Annotated in this window: 22 protein-coding genes; 15 read left to right on the top strand and 7 right to left on the bottom strand. The window is 30.9% G+C overall.

Going from position 1 to position 20,348, the window contains the following annotated elements:
- Positions 1 to 69: 69 nt before the first annotated feature.
- The 8 genes from MR875_01480 to MR875_01445 all read left to right on the top strand — a co-directional run bounded on the left by MR875_01480 (position 70) and on the right by MR875_01445 (position 7,971).
- Positions 70 to 1,095 carry a Zc3h12a-like ribonuclease gene (locus MR875_01480; GenBank protein MCI6993525.1) on the top strand — a complete coding sequence of 342 codons (1,026 nt, stop codon included), beginning with the start codon at positions 70 to 72 and terminating at the stop codon, positions 1,093 to 1,095.
- Positions 1,088 to 2,290 (top strand): hypothetical protein, encoded by a 1,203-nt coding sequence (locus MR875_01475; GenBank protein ID MCI6993524.1) that lies wholly within the window; start codon positions 1,088 to 1,090, stop codon positions 2,288 to 2,290. Before MR875_01480 ends, MR875_01475 begins: the two co-directional genes overlap by 8 nt.
- A gap of 19 nt (positions 2,291 to 2,309) precedes the next feature.
- A complete protein-coding gene (locus MR875_01470; protein ID MCI6993523.1) occupies positions 2,310 to 2,714 on the top strand; it encodes a hypothetical protein in 405 nt (134 codons plus the stop codon).
- Positions 2,715 to 2,728: 14 nt separating this feature from the next.
- Complete coding sequence (gene argJ, locus MR875_01465; GenBank protein ID MCI6993522.1) at positions 2,729 to 3,952, top strand: bifunctional ornithine acetyltransferase/N-acetylglutamate synthase; 1,224 nt, start codon at positions 2,729 to 2,731, stop codon at positions 3,950 to 3,952.
- Positions 3,953 to 4,262: 310 nt separating this feature from the next.
- Positions 4,263 to 4,853, top strand: a complete 591-nt coding sequence (locus MR875_01460; GenBank protein ID MCI6993521.1) for a class I SAM-dependent methyltransferase — start codon at positions 4,263 to 4,265, stop codon at positions 4,851 to 4,853.
- Between the two features lie 489 nt (positions 4,854 to 5,342).
- On the top strand, positions 5,343 to 6,146 hold the full coding sequence (gene modA / locus MR875_01455; GenBank protein ID MCI6993520.1) for a molybdate ABC transporter substrate-binding protein: 804 nt from the start codon (positions 5,343 to 5,345) through the stop codon (positions 6,144 to 6,146).
- A 58-nt stretch (positions 6,147 to 6,204) separates the two neighbouring features.
- Positions 6,205 to 6,882, top strand: a complete 678-nt coding sequence (gene modB / locus MR875_01450; protein MCI6993519.1) for a molybdate ABC transporter permease subunit — start codon at positions 6,205 to 6,207, stop codon at positions 6,880 to 6,882.
- 48 nt (positions 6,883 to 6,930) lie between these two features.
- Positions 6,931 to 7,971, top strand: a complete 1,041-nt coding sequence (locus MR875_01445; protein ID MCI6993518.1) for an ATP-binding cassette domain-containing protein — start codon at positions 6,931 to 6,933, stop codon at positions 7,969 to 7,971.
- Between the two features lie 95 nt (positions 7,972 to 8,066).
- Here MR875_01445 and MR875_01440 read toward each other — a convergent pair whose 3' ends face one another.
- Complete coding sequence (locus MR875_01440; protein MCI6993517.1) at positions 8,067 to 9,251, bottom strand: coenzyme F420-0:L-glutamate ligase; 1,185 nt, start codon at positions 9,249 to 9,251, stop codon at positions 8,067 to 8,069.
- A 232-nt stretch (positions 9,252 to 9,483) separates the two neighbouring features.
- On the opposite strand from MR875_01440, the gene MR875_01435 reads away from it, so the two are divergent.
- Both MR875_01435 and MR875_01430 read left to right on the top strand, forming a co-directional pair.
- On the top strand, positions 9,484 to 10,194 hold the full coding sequence (locus MR875_01435) for a 2-C-methyl-D-erythritol 4-phosphate cytidylyltransferase (GenBank protein ID MCI6993516.1): 711 nt from the start codon (positions 9,484 to 9,486) through the stop codon (positions 10,192 to 10,194).
- Positions 10,187 to 11,203, top strand: coding sequence for an alcohol dehydrogenase catalytic domain-containing protein (locus MR875_01430; GenBank protein MCI6993515.1), 1,017 nt, complete (start codon positions 10,187 to 10,189; stop codon positions 11,201 to 11,203). Before MR875_01435 ends, MR875_01430 begins: the two co-directional genes overlap by 8 nt.
- Here MR875_01430 and MR875_01425 read toward each other — a convergent pair whose 3' ends face one another.
- From MR875_01425 to MR875_01415, 3 genes are all read right to left on the bottom strand, one after another.
- A complete protein-coding gene (locus MR875_01425; protein ID MCI6993514.1) occupies positions 11,204 to 11,728 on the bottom strand; it encodes a hypothetical protein in 525 nt (174 codons plus the stop codon).
- Positions 11,729 to 11,884: 156 nt separating this feature from the next.
- Entirely contained in the window at positions 11,885 to 13,249 is a 1,365-nt protein-coding gene (locus MR875_01420; GenBank protein ID MCI6993513.1) for an MATE family efflux transporter, read from the bottom strand.
- Positions 13,250 to 13,262: 13 nt separating this feature from the next.
- Positions 13,263 to 13,814: a MarR family winged helix-turn-helix transcriptional regulator gene (locus MR875_01415; protein ID MCI6993512.1), complete on the bottom strand. Its 552-nt coding sequence runs from the start codon at positions 13,812 to 13,814 to the stop codon at positions 13,263 to 13,265.
- A 44-nt stretch (positions 13,815 to 13,858) separates the two neighbouring features.
- Between MR875_01415 and MR875_01410 the strand changes: the two genes are divergently transcribed.
- Positions 13,859 to 14,185, top strand: coding sequence for a hypothetical protein (locus tag MR875_01410; protein MCI6993511.1), 327 nt, complete (start codon positions 13,859 to 13,861; stop codon positions 14,183 to 14,185).
- 38 nt (positions 14,186 to 14,223) lie between these two features.
- On the opposite strand, the gene MR875_01405 is transcribed toward MR875_01410, so the two are convergent.
- Both MR875_01405 and MR875_01400 read right to left on the bottom strand, forming a co-directional pair.
- The gene (locus tag MR875_01405; protein ID MCI6993510.1) at positions 14,224 to 16,059 is read right to left on the bottom strand and encodes a YhgE/Pip domain-containing protein; all 1,836 of its coding nucleotides are present in this window, start codon (positions 16,057 to 16,059) and stop codon (positions 14,224 to 14,226) included.
- Between the two features lie 313 nt (positions 16,060 to 16,372).
- Positions 16,373 to 16,540, bottom strand: coding sequence for a hypothetical protein (locus MR875_01400; protein MCI6993509.1), 168 nt, complete (start codon positions 16,538 to 16,540; stop codon positions 16,373 to 16,375).
- Positions 16,541 to 16,764: 224 nt separating this feature from the next.
- On the opposite strand from MR875_01400, the gene MR875_01395 reads away from it, so the two are divergent.
- From MR875_01395 to MR875_01385, 3 genes are all read left to right on the top strand, one after another.
- Positions 16,765 to 17,700, top strand: coding sequence for an SAP domain-containing protein (locus MR875_01395; protein ID MCI6993508.1), 936 nt, complete (start codon positions 16,765 to 16,767; stop codon positions 17,698 to 17,700).
- 3 nt (positions 17,701 to 17,703) lie between these two features.
- Entirely contained in the window at positions 17,704 to 18,306 is a 603-nt protein-coding gene (locus MR875_01390) for a DUF998 domain-containing protein (GenBank protein MCI6993507.1), read from the top strand.
- 136 nt (positions 18,307 to 18,442) lie between these two features.
- Positions 18,443 to 18,691 (top strand): hypothetical protein, encoded by a 249-nt coding sequence (locus MR875_01385; protein MCI6993506.1) that lies wholly within the window; start codon positions 18,443 to 18,445, stop codon positions 18,689 to 18,691.
- Positions 18,692 to 18,697: 6 nt separating this feature from the next.
- Here the strand turns inward: MR875_01385 and MR875_01380 are convergent, their stop codons facing one another.
- Positions 18,698 to 19,375: a hypothetical protein gene (locus MR875_01380; GenBank protein ID MCI6993505.1), complete on the bottom strand. Its 678-nt coding sequence runs from the start codon at positions 19,373 to 19,375 to the stop codon at positions 18,698 to 18,700.
- An 86-nt stretch (positions 19,376 to 19,461) separates the two neighbouring features.
- Between MR875_01380 and argB the strand changes: the two genes are divergently transcribed.
- Complete coding sequence (gene argB, locus MR875_01375; protein MCI6993504.1) at positions 19,462 to 20,325, top strand: acetylglutamate kinase; 864 nt, start codon at positions 19,462 to 19,464, stop codon at positions 20,323 to 20,325.
- Positions 20,326 to 20,348 lie beyond the last annotated feature (23 nt).

Raw genomic sequence — 20,348 nt, 5'->3', positions numbered from 1 at the left:
TTAAATAATAGGATACAAAAATATATTATACTGAATTATTATTTTAATTGATTATTTTTAGGTGATATTATGAAAGTGGTTGTAGATGCTTCTAATGTGGCTTTTAATGTTAAAAATGAAATGGGACAACCTCAAATGTCTAATATACTTGCAGCTGTTAAGGCATTAGAAGAAGGTGAAGATGAGTTTGTAATTATTGCCGATGCATCACTTCGTCATGATATTGATGATAAAGAAAAATTTTTAAAATTATTGGAAAGTGAAAACGTAGAGGAAGTTCCAGCAGGTAATGATGCGGATCACTTTATTTTGGATATTGCTTCACGTGAAAAAGCAAAAGTGTTGTCAAATGATAAGTTTAGGGACTATGTTGCGGAATTTAGAAACATTTCTTCTATGAGGATTCCATTTGTAATTGAAAATGACAGACTCACATTCGGAAAACCTAAAAAAGCTAAAAAGGATAAAAACATTCTTCAACATATCTGTGATGAAATTATTAAAGAATTAAACTTTAAAAAATGGGAAATTTATACAGGTAAGGAAGGATTGGAGATTTCTCCATTGAATATTGCTAAACAAGCTATTATTCGTATTGATAATGAAAATAACACTGAATCAAGACTTGAAAACATATTCTCTAAAATTCCAATGTTCAATAAAATCGTTGAAATGGTTGATGATGTTGAAATAGCAGCACCTTATGTGATATTTGTTTTGGTTCATCCTAAAGATTATAAATTAGCAGTTAAAAATGCAGGTAATATTTCTGTTACTGTTGCAGAAAGGTTAGGTCTCGAGAAAAAACCTTTAATTGCAGTTAGAAATGATTTGTTCACAAAACCAGGCAATTTTGAATTAAATATTATGTTGGCAGATGAAGTGACTGAATATGCTCCATATAATATTTTGGTCCGTGTATCTGCAAGTGATGAAATATTTATTAAAAGGAACTCAAGAAACATTGCAAGTACCATTGCTGGAAGACTTGGATCTTGGAAGTTCCCATTTGTTTCTGTAAAACCGGATATGCTTTTAGAAAAACCAGGTGATTTCGAAATAGAGCTTGAGAAGGGAGGAGGATTGGATGGTTAATCCTTTAACCAAATCTTTAATTAAATTAGCTACTAAATTAACTCCAATTTCTGTTGGAACCAAATTTTTTCCAACAAATGAAATTGAAAATGAGTATGTAGCATTATTTAACTATACTCAAACTATTCTATTTGAGCTGGATAAAGCAGAAATCACTTCAGATTCTATTTTGGAAAATCTAGTTCGTGATGTTGGTGTTGAAAACATACCAAAGGAGTATAACTTTTACGAATTAAAGCCCGCTGAAAATAAAATTGAGGAATATGCTTTAGTAAGTAACATCATAATGGATAATGACCGTTACTTTTACATAGAACTTGCTAATCCTTCTAATTTAATCAATGTTTTCGTAAAAATCATTGAAAATGAAAAAGGGGAAGTTGTGGAAAAAACAGCAACAGAATTGGTTGCTAAAATGATGAGTAAAAATGATGCAATCCGTGTAGCTATTGAATTAATAGGTATTGGATTATCCGAAGGCAATTCAGTAATTTCTGCTGTGGGTATGACTGGTGCAGCATCAATTGAAAGAGCAATTCATTATACTCAAAATGTTGGAAGTTTTCCAGGTATTGCATTCACCAAATTAGGTGGTGAATATGCACTTGTTTTTGATTCTCCATTTTTACTTCAAGAATCAAGACCTGTTGTTTTGGAAAATTATTTATTCATTGATTTAATTGATTCTACAAAGTTCATTGATAAAAATGGTCGTAATCAACTAGTTGAATTAATGACTGATATTAAAAATTTCATTGAATCTGAATGTAATGGTGAACTTGAAGGTTATCGTGAAGGTGGGGATGATTTTATTGCAAAATTCCCATCTAAAGAATTAGCAATTCGTGCAGGACTCGATGCAGCATGGTTTGCACTTGATAATGGTGCAAAAATAAGGGCTGGTGTTGGTAGAAGTAGAAGAGAAGCCGGTGAAAGAGCTCAACTTGTGGATAGTTTAAAATCAACTGCACCATTGTCTTTAGTTATATTTGAATTGGCAAATGGATTATATGCATACAATATTCCATCTGAATTCACAAGGACATTAATTAACTTGATTGAAAATGAAAAAGCAAAACTAATTGGTATTTTTGCATTTGTATTTATATTTGCATATTTGATGTCAATTTTAGGACTTGGAATATTCAGTTTCGTAGGAGTTATAATAGCTTTAATCTACGCATTTGTAGCTTAATAAATAAAAAAGTGAAATTATGAGAAGAAAAAAAGATGATAAGAGGGTTTTGTTTTCACCACAAAACAACCGTCGAAATCGCTCTAAAAAAAGAAAAATAAGCATTCCCAATAGGTCAGATTTAAATTTACCTAATATTGTTAATAGGCCTAAAAAACAACGTAATCCAAGTAAATGGGGTAATGCTACAGTATTTCTTATTATTCTAGCTTTAGTTGCATTTGTTGTTGGTGCTGGAATTGGGGTATCATTAAGTCTTGATGATGGTGATGATGGTCCTCATTGGCAGAATGTTACTGATGAGATGACTACAAATTTAAATGATACTGATAATGTTACTTATGATAAAGAATTAGATAATGTTGATTTTAATAATAATCAGACATTAACAGAACTAAATGTTACTGTTGAACCATCTTATTAATTTTTGTGATTGTTATGGAGTTTATTAAAGAGTTAAATGGCGGATTTTCTGTTATTGAAAATCTCAAGGTATCTGGAGCACGTGAAGGTAAATATGGTGTTACAATTATTTATTCACCAAACAGTACTGCTTCTGCAGTTTTCACTTCCAATAAAGTGGTTGCAGCTCCAGTTAAATACACTAAAAATGTGCTTAAAAAAGGAATTATTTCAGCTGTTTTTGTAAACAGTGGTAATGCTAATTGTTTTACAGGCGAACAAGGATTTAAGGACTGTGAAACATTAGTTGGATTGGTTTCCAATGAGTTGGATGTGCCTAAAGATGAAATTGCTATTTCATCAACAGGAGTAATAGGTCGTGAAATGCCAATTGATATCATTTCTAAAGTAGCTAATGAATCATTTTCCAGGTTAGGAAATAGTCCTGAGGATTCACTTGCAGCTGCAAAAGCTATTATGACAACTGATACTTTTCCAAAAGAATGTGCAGTTGAAGTTACATTGACTAATGGTGAAACCGTTAAAATTGCAGGTATTACAAAAGGAAGTGGAATGATTGCTCCGAATATGGGAACAATGCTTTCATTTATTGTAACTGATGCTGTTGTTCCTGCTGATGACATTAATAAAGCATTAAAGAAATCTGCAGATATCAGTTTCAACATGATTGTTGTTGATGGTGATGAGAGTACCAATGATACATGTTTGATGATGGCTAATGGATCATCAGGAATTGAAGTTGTTAGTGATGGCAAATTGGATGATAATTTCCAAGAAGCATTGAACTATGTCTGTATTAATCTGGCTAAAAAGATGGCTCGTGATGGTGAAGGAGCTACTAAATTCATTGAAGCTAATGTTTGTGGTGCAAAAAATGAAAATGATGCAAAATTAGCTGCTAAATCAATTATATCTTCAAGTTTATTCAAATCTGCAGTATTTGGCGGTGACCCTAATTGGGGAAGAATAGTGTCTGCAATTGGATATTCTGGTTGTGACTTAAATCCTGATATTGTAACAATAGCTATTGCAAATGAAGAATATGATGTGGATTTGGTTAAAGACGGTAAAATCTTGGCATTTGAGAACACTCCAAACCTTGAAATTGCTGAAAAGGTAATGCAATCCAAAAATGTTGTTGTAAATATTGATATGCATTTGGGTGATGGTGAAGCGACTGCTTGGGGTTGTGATTTAACATATGATTATGTTAAAATTAATGCAGAATATACTACATAAAGAAAACCTTTAAATATCTTGAAAACAAATATTTTTATGTTATAGATATAATTCTAATATTTTTATTATCAACTTGGAAGGAGGGGAAAATATGGCTAAAGTTAAAGGAACTAACAGAAGAACTAGACAAAAAAGAAGTTACACCAAACCTGGTAGTAAAAGAGGAAGAGGAGTTAAACAAACCTGGAAAAAATAATCTTCTTAAATCTTTTTTTTATTTATTTTAACTATTTTTTAAGTGTTATGCAAATATCATCATATTGGTAATTATTATATACTATTTTTTAGAAAACTATTATATGGTGATTATATGAATGGACACAGAGCTCATGGATTTTCAAGTGTACATTTTTTAGATTCTGATGAAATATTGGGTGAATTGGATCTTAAAGGTAATGAAACTTTTATGGATGCTGGATGTGGAGATGGCCACATTGCAATTAAAGTAATTGAAGAATATCTTCCTGACGGTACTGTTTATGCTGTAGATGTATATGATGCATCTATTGAAGATATGGAAACCTACAAAAAAGAAAATGGTGTTGAAAATTTAATTAACATTGAAGCAGATATTCCAAAAGGAATTCCTGGCATTGAAGATGAATCAATCGATGTTGTTTTGATGGTTAATGTATTCCATGGTTTTAAAGCATCAAGAACTATGGATGAAGCTATCGAAGAATTTAAGAGAATCATTAAAAAAGATGGTAAAATTGCAATAATGGATTATAAGGCTTGGGAAGTTCCAAAAGGTCCGCCAACTGCATTTAGAAGTTCTCCTGAAGAGCTTGAAGAAGTATTCAATAAACACGATCTTAAAATGACTTATTTGAATACTGAAATTGGTGAGGATATTCCTGAAGGCAAATCTCATAATTTCATTGTTTTCCAAAAAGTATAGTTTTAATTTTGGGATTTTACCCAATCTCTTTTTTTATTGAAATGAAAAATATTGGTATTTGTTCGTGTGTGTTCTTAAAAAGTATTTGTCATTATATGTTGATGTGTAATATTATTTTAATCAAATATTTGACTTAAATTTAATTATTTTTATTATTTATAAATATTTTATTTATTTTTATTTTTTATTTTTAATCGATATGTAATTATTTATGACGATATGAAAAGATTTATATATCATTATGTAGTTAAATTATAATTACTAATCATGATAATTGAATCTTGATTCAAGATTAGTAAAAAAATTTTATGAAATATTATAAAATTGGATAATAAATATTCAGTTTACTAATATTTATTTTAATTATTGTAATCTTATGGTCTGCAGAAGTGCATGTGATAAGTTATTACTAATTTTTACTAATCTTGGGTTTATTTTTTGTTGTCTGATAGTGTATTATTTGTTAAATTATTAAATGGAGAAAAAACAATGGATACTAAAAAGATAATCATTGCTGTTGTAGCAATTATAGTCATTATTGCTGCAGGTTTATATGTTACTGGTTCATTAGGTACTTCTACTGATTCTAGTTTAAATGGTCAAGATGTACAATTAGCAGCTGCGGCTAGTTTAAAAAACGTTTATGATGAAAAATTAATCCCGATGTTTGAAGAAAAATATCCTGGTGTAACTGTAACTCCTACTTACGCTTCTAGTGGAGACTTACAAAAACAAATTGAAAACGGTTTAAAAGCAGATGTTTTCATGTCTGCTGGTAACAAACAAATGGATGCTTTAATTAACGAAAGTTATGTTGACAATGCTTCAAATGTAAAATTCTTAGAAAACAAACTTGTTTTAATTGTACCTGCTGACTCTGATTCTAACATTACTTCATTTGAAGAATTAAAAGATGTAAATGGTACTATTGCAATTGGTGATCCTGAATCTGTACCTGCTGGACAATATGCTAATGAATCATTACACAACCTTGGTGTATGGGATTCTGTTGAAGATCAATTATCTTTAGCAACTGATGTAACTGCTGTATTAAACCAAGTAGCTCAAGGATCTGCTGACTATGGTCTTGTATATACTTCTGATGCTCAATCCAATGATGATGTTAAAGTAGTATGTGAAGCTCCGGAAGATTCATTAAAAACTATCGTTTATCCTGTAGCTCCACTCAAAGATTCTGAACATGCAGATGCTGCAGATAAATTCATGGAGTTCTTACAAACTCCTGAAGCTCAAAGTGTATTTGAAGACTATGGATTCACTATTCATGAATAGATTTTATTAAATCTATTCATATAAAAATTTAATAAGGTTAAAGGAGATATATACTGACATGATGGATTGGTCCCCTGTTTTAATTTCAATGAAAACTGCAAGTATATCAATTTTCATAACCTTTTTTTTAGGTTTAATTGTTGCATGGGGTATCATTAAAATTAAAAATGACACAATAAAAGTAGTGCTTGATGGTATATTCACATTACCTCTCGTATTGCCACCTACTGTTGTAGGATTTTTTTTATTGTATATTTTTGGTGTTAGAGGACCTATCGGTAAGTTTTTTATAGACTTTTTCACTGTGAAAATAGCTTTTTCATGGTCTGCAACAGTTCTTGCTGCAGTAGTCATGTCTTTTCCTTTAATGTATCGTTCCGCTCGTGGTGCGTTTGAACAAGTTGACAATAACTTGGTAGATGCTGGTCGTACATTAGGTATGTCCGAGTGGAAAATTTTCTGGAAAGTTTTATTTGCAAATGCATTGCCAGGAATCATTAGTGGTGGAATTCTTGCTTATGCTCGTGGTTTAGGTGAGTTTGGTGCTACAGCTATGATTGCAGGTAATATTGCAGGACAAACCAGAACCCTCCCTATGGCGGTTTACTCTGAAGTGGCTGCAGGTAATATGGGTGAGGCTTTTAATTATGTAATAGTCATTATTATCATATCATTTATAGCTATTTTTATAATGGATTTTATTTCTATACGTAAAGAAAAACAATGGAATAATTAGTTGTATAGAAATGATTTTATTTCATTCTTATTTATTGGGTGTTGGATTATGAGTAATAAATTGTTAAAAGTAGATATCCAAAAGAAACTTAAAGAATTTGATTTAGATGTTAGTTTTGAATTGAAAAAGGGATGTTTGGGTATTCTTGGCCCGTCTGGTTGCGGTAAAAGTATGACACTAAAATCTGTTGCAGGTATTGTAGATCCAGATAATGGTATTGTAAGTTTGGATACAGATGGTGAAGAAACTGTTTATTATGATTCCAATAAAAAAATTAACTTAAAACCTCAGAAAAGAAAAGTAGGTTACTTATTTCAGAATTATGCTTTATTTCCAAATATGACTGTTGAGGAAAATGTAGCTGTAGGTTTATCTGAAGATGATGATGAAAGTTTTGTCTCTGAATTGATTGAACGTTTTCATTTGCATGGTTTGGAAAAAAGATATCCTAGACAATTGTCTGGTGGTCAACAACAAAGGGTAGCTTTAGCTCGTATATTGGCATATGGTCCTGAAGTTATTTTGTTGGATGAGCCATTCAGTGCTATGGATACTGTTTTAAAAGAAAGATTACGTATAGAACTCATTAATTTACTAAATACTTATAATGGATTGTCTATTTTGGTTACTCATGACCGTGATGAAGCGTTCCAATTTTGTGATGAAATATTGGTAATTGAGGACGGTAAGATTATTGCAAAAGGACATACTCATGATGTATTTGAAAATCCTGGTAAAGTTCAGGTTGCTAAACTCACAGGATGTAAAAATATTTCTAAAGTAGAAATTATTGATGATTATCATGTCAAAGCTTTGGAATGGGGAATTACCCTTGAAGTATCTAAAAAGATTTCGCAGAATATTACTCATGTTGGAATAAGAGCGCATGATTTTAATCCTGCTAATCCAGATGATGTTAATGTTGTTGAAACAGAAAATTCAACAAAATTAGAAAGACCTTTTGAATGGGAAATAACATTGGAAAATGGTCTTTGGTGGAAATTAGATAAATTAATTTATGATCATGAACTTGAAGTTCCTAAATACTTAAAAATTGATCCTAAAAATGTTATATTATTGGAGGAGTAATTTACTTACTTCTTTCTAAAAACTTTTTTTTCAATGAATAAAATAAGACTTTTTAACTATTTTTTTAAAATAAAAAAAGAGTAGGATTTTGAAATTTAGTCATTTGCTAAATTGTCAAAGTATCCTTGGATAAATATAACTGGAGTTCCTTTATCTCCAGAACCACTGGTTAAATCACATAATGAACCGATTAAATCAGTTAATCTTCTTGGGGTGGTTCCTTGTGTAATCATTTGTCCAGTTAAATCTGAATCTTTGTTTTTGATTTCTTCTTTAATAGCTTCTTTTAATTCGTCCCCTCTAAGGTCTGCGAATTTGTTGTCAGAAACATATTTTAATTTGATTTCATTTGGAGTTCCGATTAATCCGCTGGTGTGCGCAGGGGATACAACAGGGTCAGCTAATTCCCAAATGTGTCCTACTGGGTCTTTGAATGCACCGTCACCGTAAACCATAACTTCAATTTGTTTTCCACTAATTTCAATTAATCTTTTTTGTACTTCAGCAACCAATTTGTCACCGGTTTTTGGGAACAATTTTAATTTTTCTTCAGTTGCTTTGTTTGAACCAAGTACTCCGTATTTTGGGTTAAAACCAGAATCTCCTATTGGTTCGGTTAGGACATTGTGTAATCCATAGACGTTAGCTCCTTCAGCTTTGAGTAATTTTGTAGTTTTTTCTCTTGTATGGATATCACAGGTTAAAATATCAGTATTATAATCAAGAATTGTTTTTACATCATTGGAGAAGACAAATTCAACTTCACAGTCTTCACTTTCAATCAATTTTCTGTAAAAATCAATCATGTTAATTCCAGTAAATGGGTGTTTCCATGATCCGAATGTTTTTTTGTATTCTTCTTCAGAAATGACGCTTGCTAAATTGTATTCGCTGTTGTCTAAAACTTCTTCATCTAAAATTCCATTTCCCACTTCATCTGCAGGGAAAGAAGTTAAAAGAGTAATTTTATCCATTCCTCTTGCAATACCTTTTAAGATGATAGAAAATCTGTTTCTACTTAAAATTGGGTTTGTTACTCCAATGTTTTTAGATGGGAATTTATTCTGCAAGTCTTGTGCAACATCATCAACAGTTACATAGTTTCCTTCTGAAATACCTACAACTGCTTCAGTAATTGCAACTACATCTTTGTCTTTAAATTCAAATCCTTCACTTTCTTTTGCAGCCATAAGCGAGTCAACTACTATGGTTGCTAAATCATCATTTTCTTTAATAATTGGGGTTCTTATTCCACGTACGACAGTACCAACACATCTCATATTTGATTACTCCGAATTATCATAAATCAGTCAGTTGGAAATATAAAATTCCAATAACCCATATATTTTATATTGTTCTATTTATATATACATTAAGATTTATCTTACATTTTTGAACATTTTAATGTTGGATTATTCTTCAAAGGATTAATATTGAAAATTATTATATACTATTTTTTAAAGATTATATAATAAGAAATTTTAATTAATTTTTGAAAAGGAGTAATTTTATATGATTTTTGCAGCAATTTTGGCTGGTGGAATTGGATCAAGAATGGGTTGTACTGACACACCTAAACAATTTTTGACATTAGGAAATAAACCTGTCATTATTCATACTATTGAAAAATTTGTTATAAACGAAAAAATTGATAAGATAATTGTATTAATACCTAAAAATTTCATTAATCACACTAATCATTTAATTGAAGAATACATTCCACATAATGATGATATTATTGTTATTGAGGGTGGTGCAACAAGAAATGACACTTTGATGAACGGTATTAATTATATTGATGAGAATTTCGGAATTGATGATAATTCAATTATTCTCACTCATGATTCTGTTCGTCCTTTTGTAACTCATAGAATTATAGAAGATAATATTGATGCTGCAAAAAGATATGGTGCATGTGATACTGTAGTTCCGTCTACTGATACTATTGTTGAGAGCATAAATGGTAAGACTATTGAAAGTATCCCTGTAAGGGATTATTATTACCAAGGTCAAACACCACAGAGCTTTAATATAAAGAAACTTTTTAACTTAATCAATAGTTTAACAGAAGAAGAATCTAATATACTTACAGATGCATGTAAAATATTTGCACTTAAAGATGAAGATGTATATCTAGTCGATGGTGAAGTGACAAATATTAAAATTACATACCCTTATGATTTGAAATTAGCAAATACAATACTTGAGGATATTCATGATTAATATTGTTTACAGATTAAAATCTCCAAAATTCTTTGAAGAAGCAATTGATGAAATTGAACTTGATGGAGTTATTGTAAGGCCTACCTATCTTTCAATTTGTCAGGCTGATCAAAGATACTATCAAGGTTCACGTCCTGCAGAAGTTCTTGAGAGAAAATTGCCTATGGCATTGATTCATGAAGGAATCGGGGAAGTTGTATTTGATGAATCAGGTGAACTTAAATCAGGAGATAAAGTTGTAATGATTCCAAACACTCCAACTGCAGATGATGTCTGTAGGCTAAATTATTCTTATAGTTCCAAATTCAGAGGCAGTGGCTTTGATGGATTTACTTCTGATTTGGTCAGGTTAAATTTTGATAGGGTTGTTAAAATCCCTGATGAATTTGATTCTCATGTTTCTGCATTCATTGAATTAATGACAGTAGCATATCAGGGAATATCTAAATTTAATGAAATTGCTATCACTCCAAAAGATATTTTGGGAGTCTGGGGAGATGGAAACTTAGGTTTCATCACTGCACTTTTCTTAAAGGAGAAGTTTCCTGATTCCATAGTATTTATTTTTGGAAAACATTTGGAAAATCTTAATCTATTTTCATTTGTTGATGGAATCTATCAGATACATAATGTTCCTGATGATTTGGCAATTGACCATGCTTTTGAATGTGTCGGTTCAAGTGCATCCCAATCAGCTATCGAGCAGATTATTGATTTAATAAATCCTCAAGGAACAATAAACCTGTTTGGTGTAAGTGAATATCCTATTCCTGTCAATACACGTATGGTTTTGGAAAAAGGATTGGTCATGCAAGGTAATAGTCGTTCTGAGAGGGAAGATTTTGTTGGAGTTGTGGATACTCTCAAACAAAACCCTAAACTTTTTGAATATTTGGAAAAATTGGTTACCAACGTATGTGAAATTAATTCATTGAATGATTTGAAAGAGTCATTTGATAAAGATTATAGTTCTCGATTTGGTAAAACAATTTTAAAATGGAATAAATGATTAAGTAATGTCATTAATTATTTTGAAATATTCTTTTCTAAAATAATTCCTTTCTTCTTTTTTACATATTATTGGCATCATTGACAATGCATGCAAATCTTCGCTATCAAGTATTTCACCTTTACTTAGTTTATTTTTTATTATATTCAACAGCATATGTGCAGGATTTTCTTCAATAGCTGCTAATTTAATTGTAAAATCTGATTCTGATTTGATTTCACATTCTTTAACGCAAATATTCACTGTATTGGGGCATATGATATATATTGACACATGTTTATTGTTTGTTTCATATAGTGCTTCTGCAAGTTCCACATATTTTACAAGTTCATCTTCGGTAAAATCTGTTATCTGCAGTTCCAGGTCTATAATTTCATCTTTTTCAGTTATGAAAATGCTTCCTTCTTGGTAGATGTGCTGTTCTAGGTTTAAATTTTGAATTGGGATTTGACATTTAATTTTGCGTTGATCTTTGAATGTTTCTTTGATTAGTTTTGTTTTCATTATAAAATCTTGTTCTTTCACTGTTTAACCTCTATAATTTTGATTTGCATTGCTTATATCTAATTTTGGGATTAATAAATTAGTAAGTTATTTTTTAATGCAATTTTACAGGGTTAAATCAATTTTTAATGGTGATGTAATTTTAAAAAATAGGATGGATTAAGAGTGGGTGAACTCTTAATTTCCAAATTCTGCTCTTGTTCTTTTAACTTCATATCTTGCAAATATATAGTTTATAATACTTGCAAGGGCTCTTCCTATACATAATCCTAGCCATATTCCTAAAAGGTCCAAATGGATAACATATACGAATAATATTATTAAAGGAACAACGAATATGATTTCTCTAAGTATAGTAAACATCAAACTGTATATTCCTTTTCCAATTCCCTGATAAAAGAAGCTTGATGGTATTCCAATACCTGTTAAAATTAATGTTGGACATGCAACCTGAAGATATAATGCAATTCCCGGAACTAAATTTGCGGTTTCTGGAGTGTATGCAAATATGGTTGATAATGGTGTTGCAAATACCACTAAAACCAATGTGATTACAGTTCCTAATGCTAAACCAAATTTAGATCCATATTTGTGTGCTCTTGAGAGATAATCTCCATTTTTCGCACCAAATGCACTTCCGGATACTGCAATAACTGCAGATCCAATAGCTGTAAGGGGCATAATTGCAAATAAGTATAATCTTTGACCTGATGTAAATGTAGCAATTCCATAGTCTCCTCCAACTTGGGATATGATGATTAGATATATTGACATTGCAATAGCCATAATGAGCATGTCAAGTGATGAAGGAATTCCAACTTTTAGTATGTCTTTTGTTAAGTGGGTGTCAAATCTGAAGTTTTTAAGGTTAACATTGACATAGGTGTCTTTTTTAATTAAAATCCAGTATAACATTATCAATGCGGAAATTGCTGAGCTTACAATTGTTGCAAGTGATGCACCTGCAGAACCTAATCCTAATGTGTAAATAAATAATGGGTCCAATATCGCATTTAAAATCACTGTTGCGACTACTACATACATTGCACGTTTCATATCTCCTTCACCACGAAGTATTCCGCTGCAACCATTTGAAAACATGAATGCAATTAAACCTAAAAACATTGGTGTGGCATATGAAACTGCTTCATTTAATGTTTGTCCGGTAGCACCATAGCTTCTAAGCAGTGGTTCCTGAACAAGCAATAATACAATTGTTAGAATAATTGATGCAATAAAAAAGATGTATAATGAATGTGTTGCAGATTTATTCGCCATTTCATGATTCTTAGCACCAATAAATCTTGCAATACTACTTGTTGCACCGTTTCCAAGCCCAACGCTTGCTCCATTCAACACCATAAATATTGGTGTTACAAATCCGATTCCTGCAATAGCGGTTGGTCCAAGACCGGCTACCCAGATTCCATCGATAATATTGTATAATGCGGTTAAAATCATGGATATCATAATAGGAATAGCTAATTTTTTTACAGCTATTTCAGGTTCACCTCTCATTAATTCTACATTCTTATTTGCCATACTGGATCCCTTTTTATTCTTCCTTAAGTATCTCTTCACTATTTCTTGCTATTTTTCTTAACTGATTTCTTGTTTTTTCATCTATCTTATCAATTCCGACTTTCGATTCCCAGTCTTGCAAGTCTTCTGTTAATAAAATAGCTAATTCAGCTCCTTTTTCTGTTGTATTTAGTATGTATTTTCTTCTATTGTTTTCATCAATAGTCCTTTTAACATATTCTTTGTCTTCTAGTTTTCTCAAAGCTTTTGCAATTGTTCCTTTGCTTTGGCCAAATATGTCTGCAAGGTCATCTTGAGATAAATTTTTCCTTTTATGTATCTCCATTAAATAACGTCCCTCATGGAACATATCTATTTTATTTGGATTTTTCATGGAATATCTTAGTTTATTTTTAGATATGTGGTGTATTAATGCAATAAAAGGCATTGAATCAAATTTATCAATCTTTTCCTGAGTCATAGTTTCATCTAATATGATTTTTTCAAAATAAATTTTTATTGATAACTCCATATTAATGTTTCCAAAGAAACTGTTTATAGGTAAACCATTATCTTGAACGGACATCAGTTTTAATAGAGATTAATCTAATATCTATTATTGGTGATGATGTGGATTATGAAGAAATAATTAAAGATAAATTCCCAAACTGTAATGTTGAAGTTTTAACACCAGATATTTTTGAACTGGAAAATTTGGCTGAATATATCACTGACGATATTCTTGTTTATAATCCTCATATTATTTTTGTATATAGGCATTTAATCAGATTCATGGTGAATGTCGATTGTAAAGGTAAAATCTATTATTTGGATGGCTTTTCAGAAGAAGACTTGAAAGTCATTTATGCAGGACTCTTAAAATATGCATGGGAATATGATGTTAAAGTTAATCTATTTAAGAATTCTGATCCTGATAATGATTTATTAGGTTTATAGTTAAAAAAATAAAAAAAGAGAAGTTAAAAGTTTAACTTCTAGAATAATCCACTTTCTTTTAAACGTTCTTCAAAGTATTTTGAAGATTTGTCTGCTTTTTGTTTAATGAGTGCTGCAGCAATAATTGTAACTATTCCAATACCTACAAGAATAGTCAGTGCTGGCATGTAATTTGACCATACCACGCCTAATTGAGCTTCACGAATCAATGTAATTGCATAGGTCATTGGTAAATATGGATACAATGTCTGGAAGAAGTGATGCATAATTTCAATTGGATATATTCCTCCAGTTCCAGATATTTGAAGCACTAAAAGGACTACTCCAATACCTTTTCCAACTTGGCCCAATGCGGAAATAATGGAATATACCAGAATCATAAAGATTACTGACACCAGTATTGCAGAGAAAATGAATAGTGGTGCATTTGTTATGTAAATTCCTAAAAGATATGCTCCGCTTATTGTTACCAATGCTTGAAGTATGCTCATAACTACAAAGAATGATAATTTACCCATATACATTTCAATTGGAGTGTATTTGGTTCCTTGGCTAGTTCCTGGAGTAATCATTACACAGGTAATAATTGCACCAACCCACATTGACAATACAATATAGAATGGAGCTACTTCAGATCCATAGTCTGGTACTGAAAATTCTTCGTGTCTGTCGAGTTTTATTGGTGAGAAGAAATATTCTCCAAGTTGGGTTTCGTTGATTCCAGTAACGCTTGAAAGTGAATTTGCAGATGAACTAAGAGAGGCTGCTGCGGTGTATAATGCCTGTGATGCAGAACTTGAAAGCATTTGAGCACCAGCAGCGAGGCTTAATGAACCTTCTGCAAGTTTAACTGAACCATCTGCTACTTGGTTTGCACCTCCTGCAACATCACTAGCACCATTTGCAACTTTTGATGAGCTTTCAGCAAGTTTAACTGAACCATCAGCTAATTGGGATGAACCTTTAGCTAATTCTCCACTTCCGTTTGCAAGTTTCACGTTTCCTTCAACATATTCTTTCATAGGACTTGGAAGTGTTGATGGGTTGACTTGGGATTGTATTTGTTCTGATCCTTGTTCTAATTCGTTGGCACTTTCTTTAATGGATGAGGAACCTTGTTTGACTTTATTTGCTCCATCATTGACTGCAGAAGATCCTTGTTGGACTTGTTCTGCACCAGATTGAACTTGACTTGCTCCGGATTGCACGTCTCCAACTCCTGAAGATACCTGGCTTGCACCGGAAGATATTTTTGCAGCACCTGCAGAAAGTTGACTTCCTCCACTTGATAACTGACTTGCACCTGATGCAAGACCATCTTTCAATTCACCAAGTTTTCCATAAGCTGCAAGGTTTATTATCTGAACAATCTTTGCATTAACTGTTGTATAAACTGTATTTGCACCTGTGTCAGTTAATTTTGTAGCAACAGGATTTGATTTAATGTTTACAAGGTACTCAAGTTCAGCCTGTTTTGGATTGTCTGTCATGATTGAAGCAATATTTTTACTCAGATTCTTAGGTATTATAATACCTGCATAGTAATCTCCATCATGAACACCCTTTTGCAGTTCATCTTCACTTACGAATTTCCAATTGAATTTCGTATTGTTTTTCAAATCCTTAACAATTTCATTACCAACATTTATTTTTGTACCATCTATTGTTGATCCATTATCCAAATTAGCTATTGCAAATTCCACTTCATTAGTGTTTTCATATGGATTCCAGCATGCCTGAATGTTTAAAAGAGCATAAAGGGAAGGTAAAATAATAATTGCAACTAATACGATTGTAACTATGGGATTTGAAAATGATGCTTTAAAATCACGTTTCATGATTTCTGTAATGTTTTTTAAATTAATTTTGCTCATTTAAATCACGTTTATACCTATTAGGTTATATTATTTTTCTTATAAATGATGGGGGGCTTTTCATATAGTGAAACGGTTGTGTTTCGTTTTTTTTGTTATTCAACAAGTAATATTGTTTATGATAGTTTCCAAGTTTCAATTTCAATCTTAAAGTTGAAATTCCCAAAATATTATTTTTCATTGATAAATTTTAACCTATGATACATATTATGTTAAATTTTTATAAAAAGGTATTGTTTAATTAAGATTTTCTCATGTAATGAGTATTGTACAATAAAAATAGAAATTGGAATATTATTATTTACATATATGATTACATTTGGAAAAATTCATCACAATATTCGCAATAATAATTATATTCATTTATGCAGCAGTTTCCTAGGATGACTTTATTGTCCATTGATTCGACAGCCAATTCATCATCAGGTTCTCCGTGAAAAACTTTTTTCAATTCACGCATGCATTTTGGACAGGTTTTCATATAATGCTATTGGTTGGTTTAAATATTAATAATCTATGCAATTAGGTAAATTTTGAATAATTTTGTGTTTTTTATAAGAAAAAACGAATATTTTATGCAAAACATTAAATTAACTAAAAGATATAATATAACTATTATTAAATTTATATGCTTTCTTAATTGAGAGTTTAATTAGTAGATTTAGCAATTTCAACCATTGCTAATGAAGTATGAAAGGTGTTTATGTGAGTGAACAAAAATTAGAAATTTTCAATGTTTTGAATTTTTTAGATAATGGCTATGAACTTAAGGATATTTTAAATGAAGGTAATTTCGGTACTTTCCCATCAGCACAAGACTGTATTCAATATTTAGTTGATGAAGGATATCTCGCTGGCGAATTTGAAGTAGAAACCTCTTCTAATACAGGTGGAGAATTAACTGCAGAAGAAATATCCAAAAAATACACTGTTGCTGAATTGAAAGATATTTTAAGAGAAAATGGTTTAAAAGTTTCTGGTAAAAAACAAGAACTTATTGAAAGAGTTTTACCAGTATTAAATGAAGGTAGTGAAGAAACCACTGAAAATGAAGGTAAAATATCTGCTGATTTAGAATTAACTGATAAAGCAAAAGAATATTTAAAAGAAAACGAATGGATGGATTTATACATGTTTGCACTTGTTGCATTCAGATTTGAAGACTTTGAAACTTATATGGAAAATTCATCTGAAGATGTTATAAATACTGGTTTAAAATTCTGTGATGAGATTATTTCAAGATCATTAATTGCTAATCAATTCTTGGTATTCATTGATGCATTATCTGCAAAAGCACACGTTTATGCTTATGATAAAGATTATGAATCCTTCTTGGACTATGATTTACAACGTTTCATATTAGGATTAAACCCTATTGTATTGGATCCTACAACCTATGCTACTTATGATGTAATTAACTATGCAAATGTAGTTAACTTGAAAAATGTCGTAGATCAACTTGACCTTGGAAGCTTAAAGAAAAGATTTGATAAAATCTGGAACAAATCCAATATCAAAAGTACTACTGTACCTAAAAAGACATGCTACAAAATCTTGCAAAAAGCTATGGCCGGTGCAAACATCGAAGAACTTAACTTTGATTTAAAACAAAAATACTTTAACAAAAAGTTCGGGATTTAAGTTATGGGAAGTAAAGTTGCTGGAATTGTCTTTATAATTGGCAGTTTATACTATATTGTATCTGAAGCTATTTCTGCAACTTTTTTCAATGCTTCTCTTTTCAATACTTATTTTTTTCACACTATTTCTGAACTTGGAATTCCAAATGTGAGTTCTCCGCTATCATGGCTTATGAATTCAGCATTTATTTTAATGGGTTTAACACTTCTTTTCGGCAATTTGTATAAGTTCAAAGATTTTTTAACTAAAAATAAAATTGCAGTCTACATTTTAACATTGATAACAGCTATCGGAGTTATTATTGTTGGTTTTATTTATGGTGGAAATCCATTTACATTGGGTTATCATATGATGGGGGCTATGATGGCGATTCTTGGTGGAAATATTCTATTGGTTGTTATTTCAAGGTCTATGAATGAATTTTCCAAATATCAAATGATTTCTCTGATTTTAGGTGTATTAGGTTTGATTTCATTTTGGATTATGTTTTTCAATATGAATAGTATTTACATGCCTATTTTTGAAAGACTTTCAGTTTATACTATGATAATTTGGTGCTTTTTAACAGGAATATTCGTTTATAGTAATAAATCCATTGTCTATTAATTATATTTTAATATTATTTTTAAATAATTGATGTTTTATAAAAAATATTTTATTTTTACTTTTTTTATTTAATAATACTCTCATTTTTATAAAAGTTTATATACTTTTTAAATTAACTATAATTAAAGGTGATATTATGACCAACTTAGATAAATCTGTTGAAGAAGAAATTTTAGCAATTGTCGAAAAATATCAAAAAGAAAACACAAAACTTTTAAATTATCTTATTACTGATGATGAGATTACATTCTTCTCTCCATTGGCAAACGGTAATTCAATTACTGCTGAAGACTTGCAAAAAGTCGCAGATATTTTAAAAGGTGCATTCAAAGGAATGCAAATTGTTAATCAAGAATACAGGTTCATATTTGAACTTGGTTTATAGTTGGGGTTATTCAACCCCTAAATATTTTTTAGTTAATTTACATTCACACATGCACTTAGTACAACCCAAACCATTTTTATACTGATCAACAATATATTCTCTGCATGTTTCAATGTCAATAATGTCCTCTCTGTTTAGTCTATCGTTCCATTTTTGAGGGTTTATTGCATCAACAGGGCATGCATTTTGACAATTTTCACAGTCATCGCATTGTGAATCTGTAATTGGAACTCCCAATTCAAGGGGCATATCAGTTAGTATTCCTCCTAATGCAACAGCAGAACCATATTCTGGTGTAACAAAAAGTGCAGACCTTCCAATCCACCCCATTCCTGATTTTGTAGCTATTGTCTTATATGGTAGTATACTCAACAGTTTTTTCATGTCACATTCATTTCTATCCATTGTAAGTGCAAATGCATTATATCCAAGATTTTTAATGTATTTTTCACCTTTAAGGGAAATTTCAGTTAACTTGTCAATTTGTGAGTGAAAACAGGACCAGTATGATTCATAATCTTCCTCTTCAACGTATTTCATTGCTCTTTTTGGAATCTTTAAAACAATGCTTATGCCATTTGGCAAATCTGTAAATTCGCTGGCTAGTCCATCAACATCAGCAAATCCCACTTTACTTGCTCCAATTTCTGTAAGATATTCTTTAAGATTATTTCCCTCAGACATGATTTTAGTTATATTGAATTTTTTATTTAACTTTTAGACTTTAATTTTATAAATGATTAAAAATAATATTAATTAATAGTGATTAAATGAAAGATATAGATGTTTTAATTGAAGCTTTACCTTATATTAAAAGGTTTCATGATAAAAAAATATTGATTAAATATGGTGGACATGCTATGGTTGATGAAGAAGCAAAGTCCTCCACAGCTCGTGATACTGTTTTACTTAAATATGTTGGAATGAAACCATTAATTGTACATGGTGGAGGTCCAGAAATCTCAAAATCCATGGATAAACTTGGAAAAGAATCCAAATTCATCAAAGGTTTAAGAGTTACTGATGAAGAAACCATGGAAATTATTGAAATGGTGCTTGTAGGTAAAATATCAACTGAAATCGTATCAGAACTCATTAAACACGATGGTCAGGCAATAAGCTTATCAGGTAAAGATTCAAGTTTAATCTTCGCTCATAAAAAAGCAGCAAGTAAAATCGATGAAGAAATAGTTGATTTGGGTCTTGTAGGTGAAGTGGATTGTGTTAACACTGATTTGCTTGAAATGTTTTTAGAAAACGATTACATTCCAGTAATCTCTCCAGTGGGTATTTCCCAAAGTGGTGCTAGCCTTAACTTGAATGCTGATACTGCAGCAGGTGAAGTTGCAAGTGCTATTGGTGCTGAAAAATTAATCATTTTAACTGATGTTCCAGGTGTCTTAAGAGATCCTTCTGACCCTTCAACATTAATTCAAAAAATCAAAGTGGATGAGATACCTTCACTTATTGAAGAGGGTATTATCTCAGGTGGTATGATTCCAAAAATAGAAACCTGTGTGAATGCTATTAATGATGGTGTTAAATCATGTCACATTATTGATGGTCGTAAAAAACATTCTTTACTTTTAGAAATCTTTACCACAGATGGTATAGGAACTATGATTTACAAATAATCATAGTCGCTTTTTTTATTTTT

This window comes from Methanobrevibacter sp. (assembly GCA_022775905.1).
Taxonomy (GTDB): domain Archaea; phylum Methanobacteriota; class Methanobacteria; order Methanobacteriales; family Methanobacteriaceae; genus Methanocatella.
Note: the sequence above shows the minus strand (reverse complement) of the source record. Positions and strands in the feature narration are given on the sequence as shown.

What these genes read in the sequence shown, in the direction of transcription:
- MR875_01480 (MCI6993525.1), top strand. Translation starts at nt 70, where the DNA reads ATGAAAGTGGTTGTAGATGCTTCTAATGTGGCTTTTAATGTTAAAAAT.
- MR875_01475 (MCI6993524.1), top strand. Translation starts at nt 1,088, where the DNA reads ATGGTTAATCCTTTAACCAAATCTTTAATTAAATTAGCTACTAAATTA.
- MR875_01470 (MCI6993523.1), top strand. Translation starts at nt 2,310, where the DNA reads ATGAGAAGAAAAAAAGATGATAAGAGGGTTTTGTTTTCACCACAAAAC.
- argJ (MCI6993522.1), top strand. Translation starts at nt 2,729, where the DNA reads ATGGAGTTTATTAAAGAGTTAAATGGCGGATTTTCTGTTATTGAAAAT.
- MR875_01460 (MCI6993521.1), top strand. Translation starts at nt 4,263, where the DNA reads ATGAATGGACACAGAGCTCATGGATTTTCAAGTGTACATTTTTTAGAT.
- modA (MCI6993520.1), top strand. Translation starts at nt 5,343, where the DNA reads ATGGATACTAAAAAGATAATCATTGCTGTTGTAGCAATTATAGTCATT.
- modB (MCI6993519.1), top strand. Translation starts at nt 6,205, where the DNA reads ATGATGGATTGGTCCCCTGTTTTAATTTCAATGAAAACTGCAAGTATA.
- MR875_01445 (MCI6993518.1), top strand. Translation starts at nt 6,931, where the DNA reads ATGAGTAATAAATTGTTAAAAGTAGATATCCAAAAGAAACTTAAAGAA.
- MR875_01440 (MCI6993517.1), bottom strand. Translation starts at nt 9,251, where the DNA reads ATGAGATGTGTTGGTACTGTCGTACGTGGAATAAGAACCCCAATTATT.
- MR875_01435 (MCI6993516.1), top strand. Translation starts at nt 9,484, where the DNA reads ATGATTTTTGCAGCAATTTTGGCTGGTGGAATTGGATCAAGAATGGGT.
- MR875_01430 (MCI6993515.1), top strand. Translation starts at nt 10,187, where the DNA reads ATGATTAATATTGTTTACAGATTAAAATCTCCAAAATTCTTTGAAGAA.
- MR875_01420 (MCI6993513.1), bottom strand. Translation starts at nt 13,249, where the DNA reads ATGGCAAATAAGAATGTAGAATTAATGAGAGGTGAACCTGAAATAGCT.
- MR875_01415 (MCI6993512.1), bottom strand. Translation starts at nt 13,814, where the DNA reads ATGTCCGTTCAAGATAATGGTTTACCTATAAACAGTTTCTTTGGAAAC.
- MR875_01405 (MCI6993510.1), bottom strand. Translation starts at nt 16,059, where the DNA reads ATGAGCAAAATTAATTTAAAAAACATTACAGAAATCATGAAACGTGAT.
- MR875_01400 (MCI6993509.1), bottom strand. Translation starts at nt 16,540, where the DNA reads ATGAAAACCTGTCCAAAATGCATGCGTGAATTGAAAAAAGTTTTTCAC.
- MR875_01390 (MCI6993507.1), top strand. Translation starts at nt 17,704, where the DNA reads ATGGGAAGTAAAGTTGCTGGAATTGTCTTTATAATTGGCAGTTTATAC.
- MR875_01385 (MCI6993506.1), top strand. Translation starts at nt 18,443, where the DNA reads ATGACCAACTTAGATAAATCTGTTGAAGAAGAAATTTTAGCAATTGTC.
- MR875_01380 (MCI6993505.1), bottom strand. Translation starts at nt 19,375, where the DNA reads ATGTCTGAGGGAAATAATCTTAAAGAATATCTTACAGAAATTGGAGCA.
- argB (MCI6993504.1), top strand. Translation starts at nt 19,462, where the DNA reads ATGAAAGATATAGATGTTTTAATTGAAGCTTTACCTTATATTAAAAGG.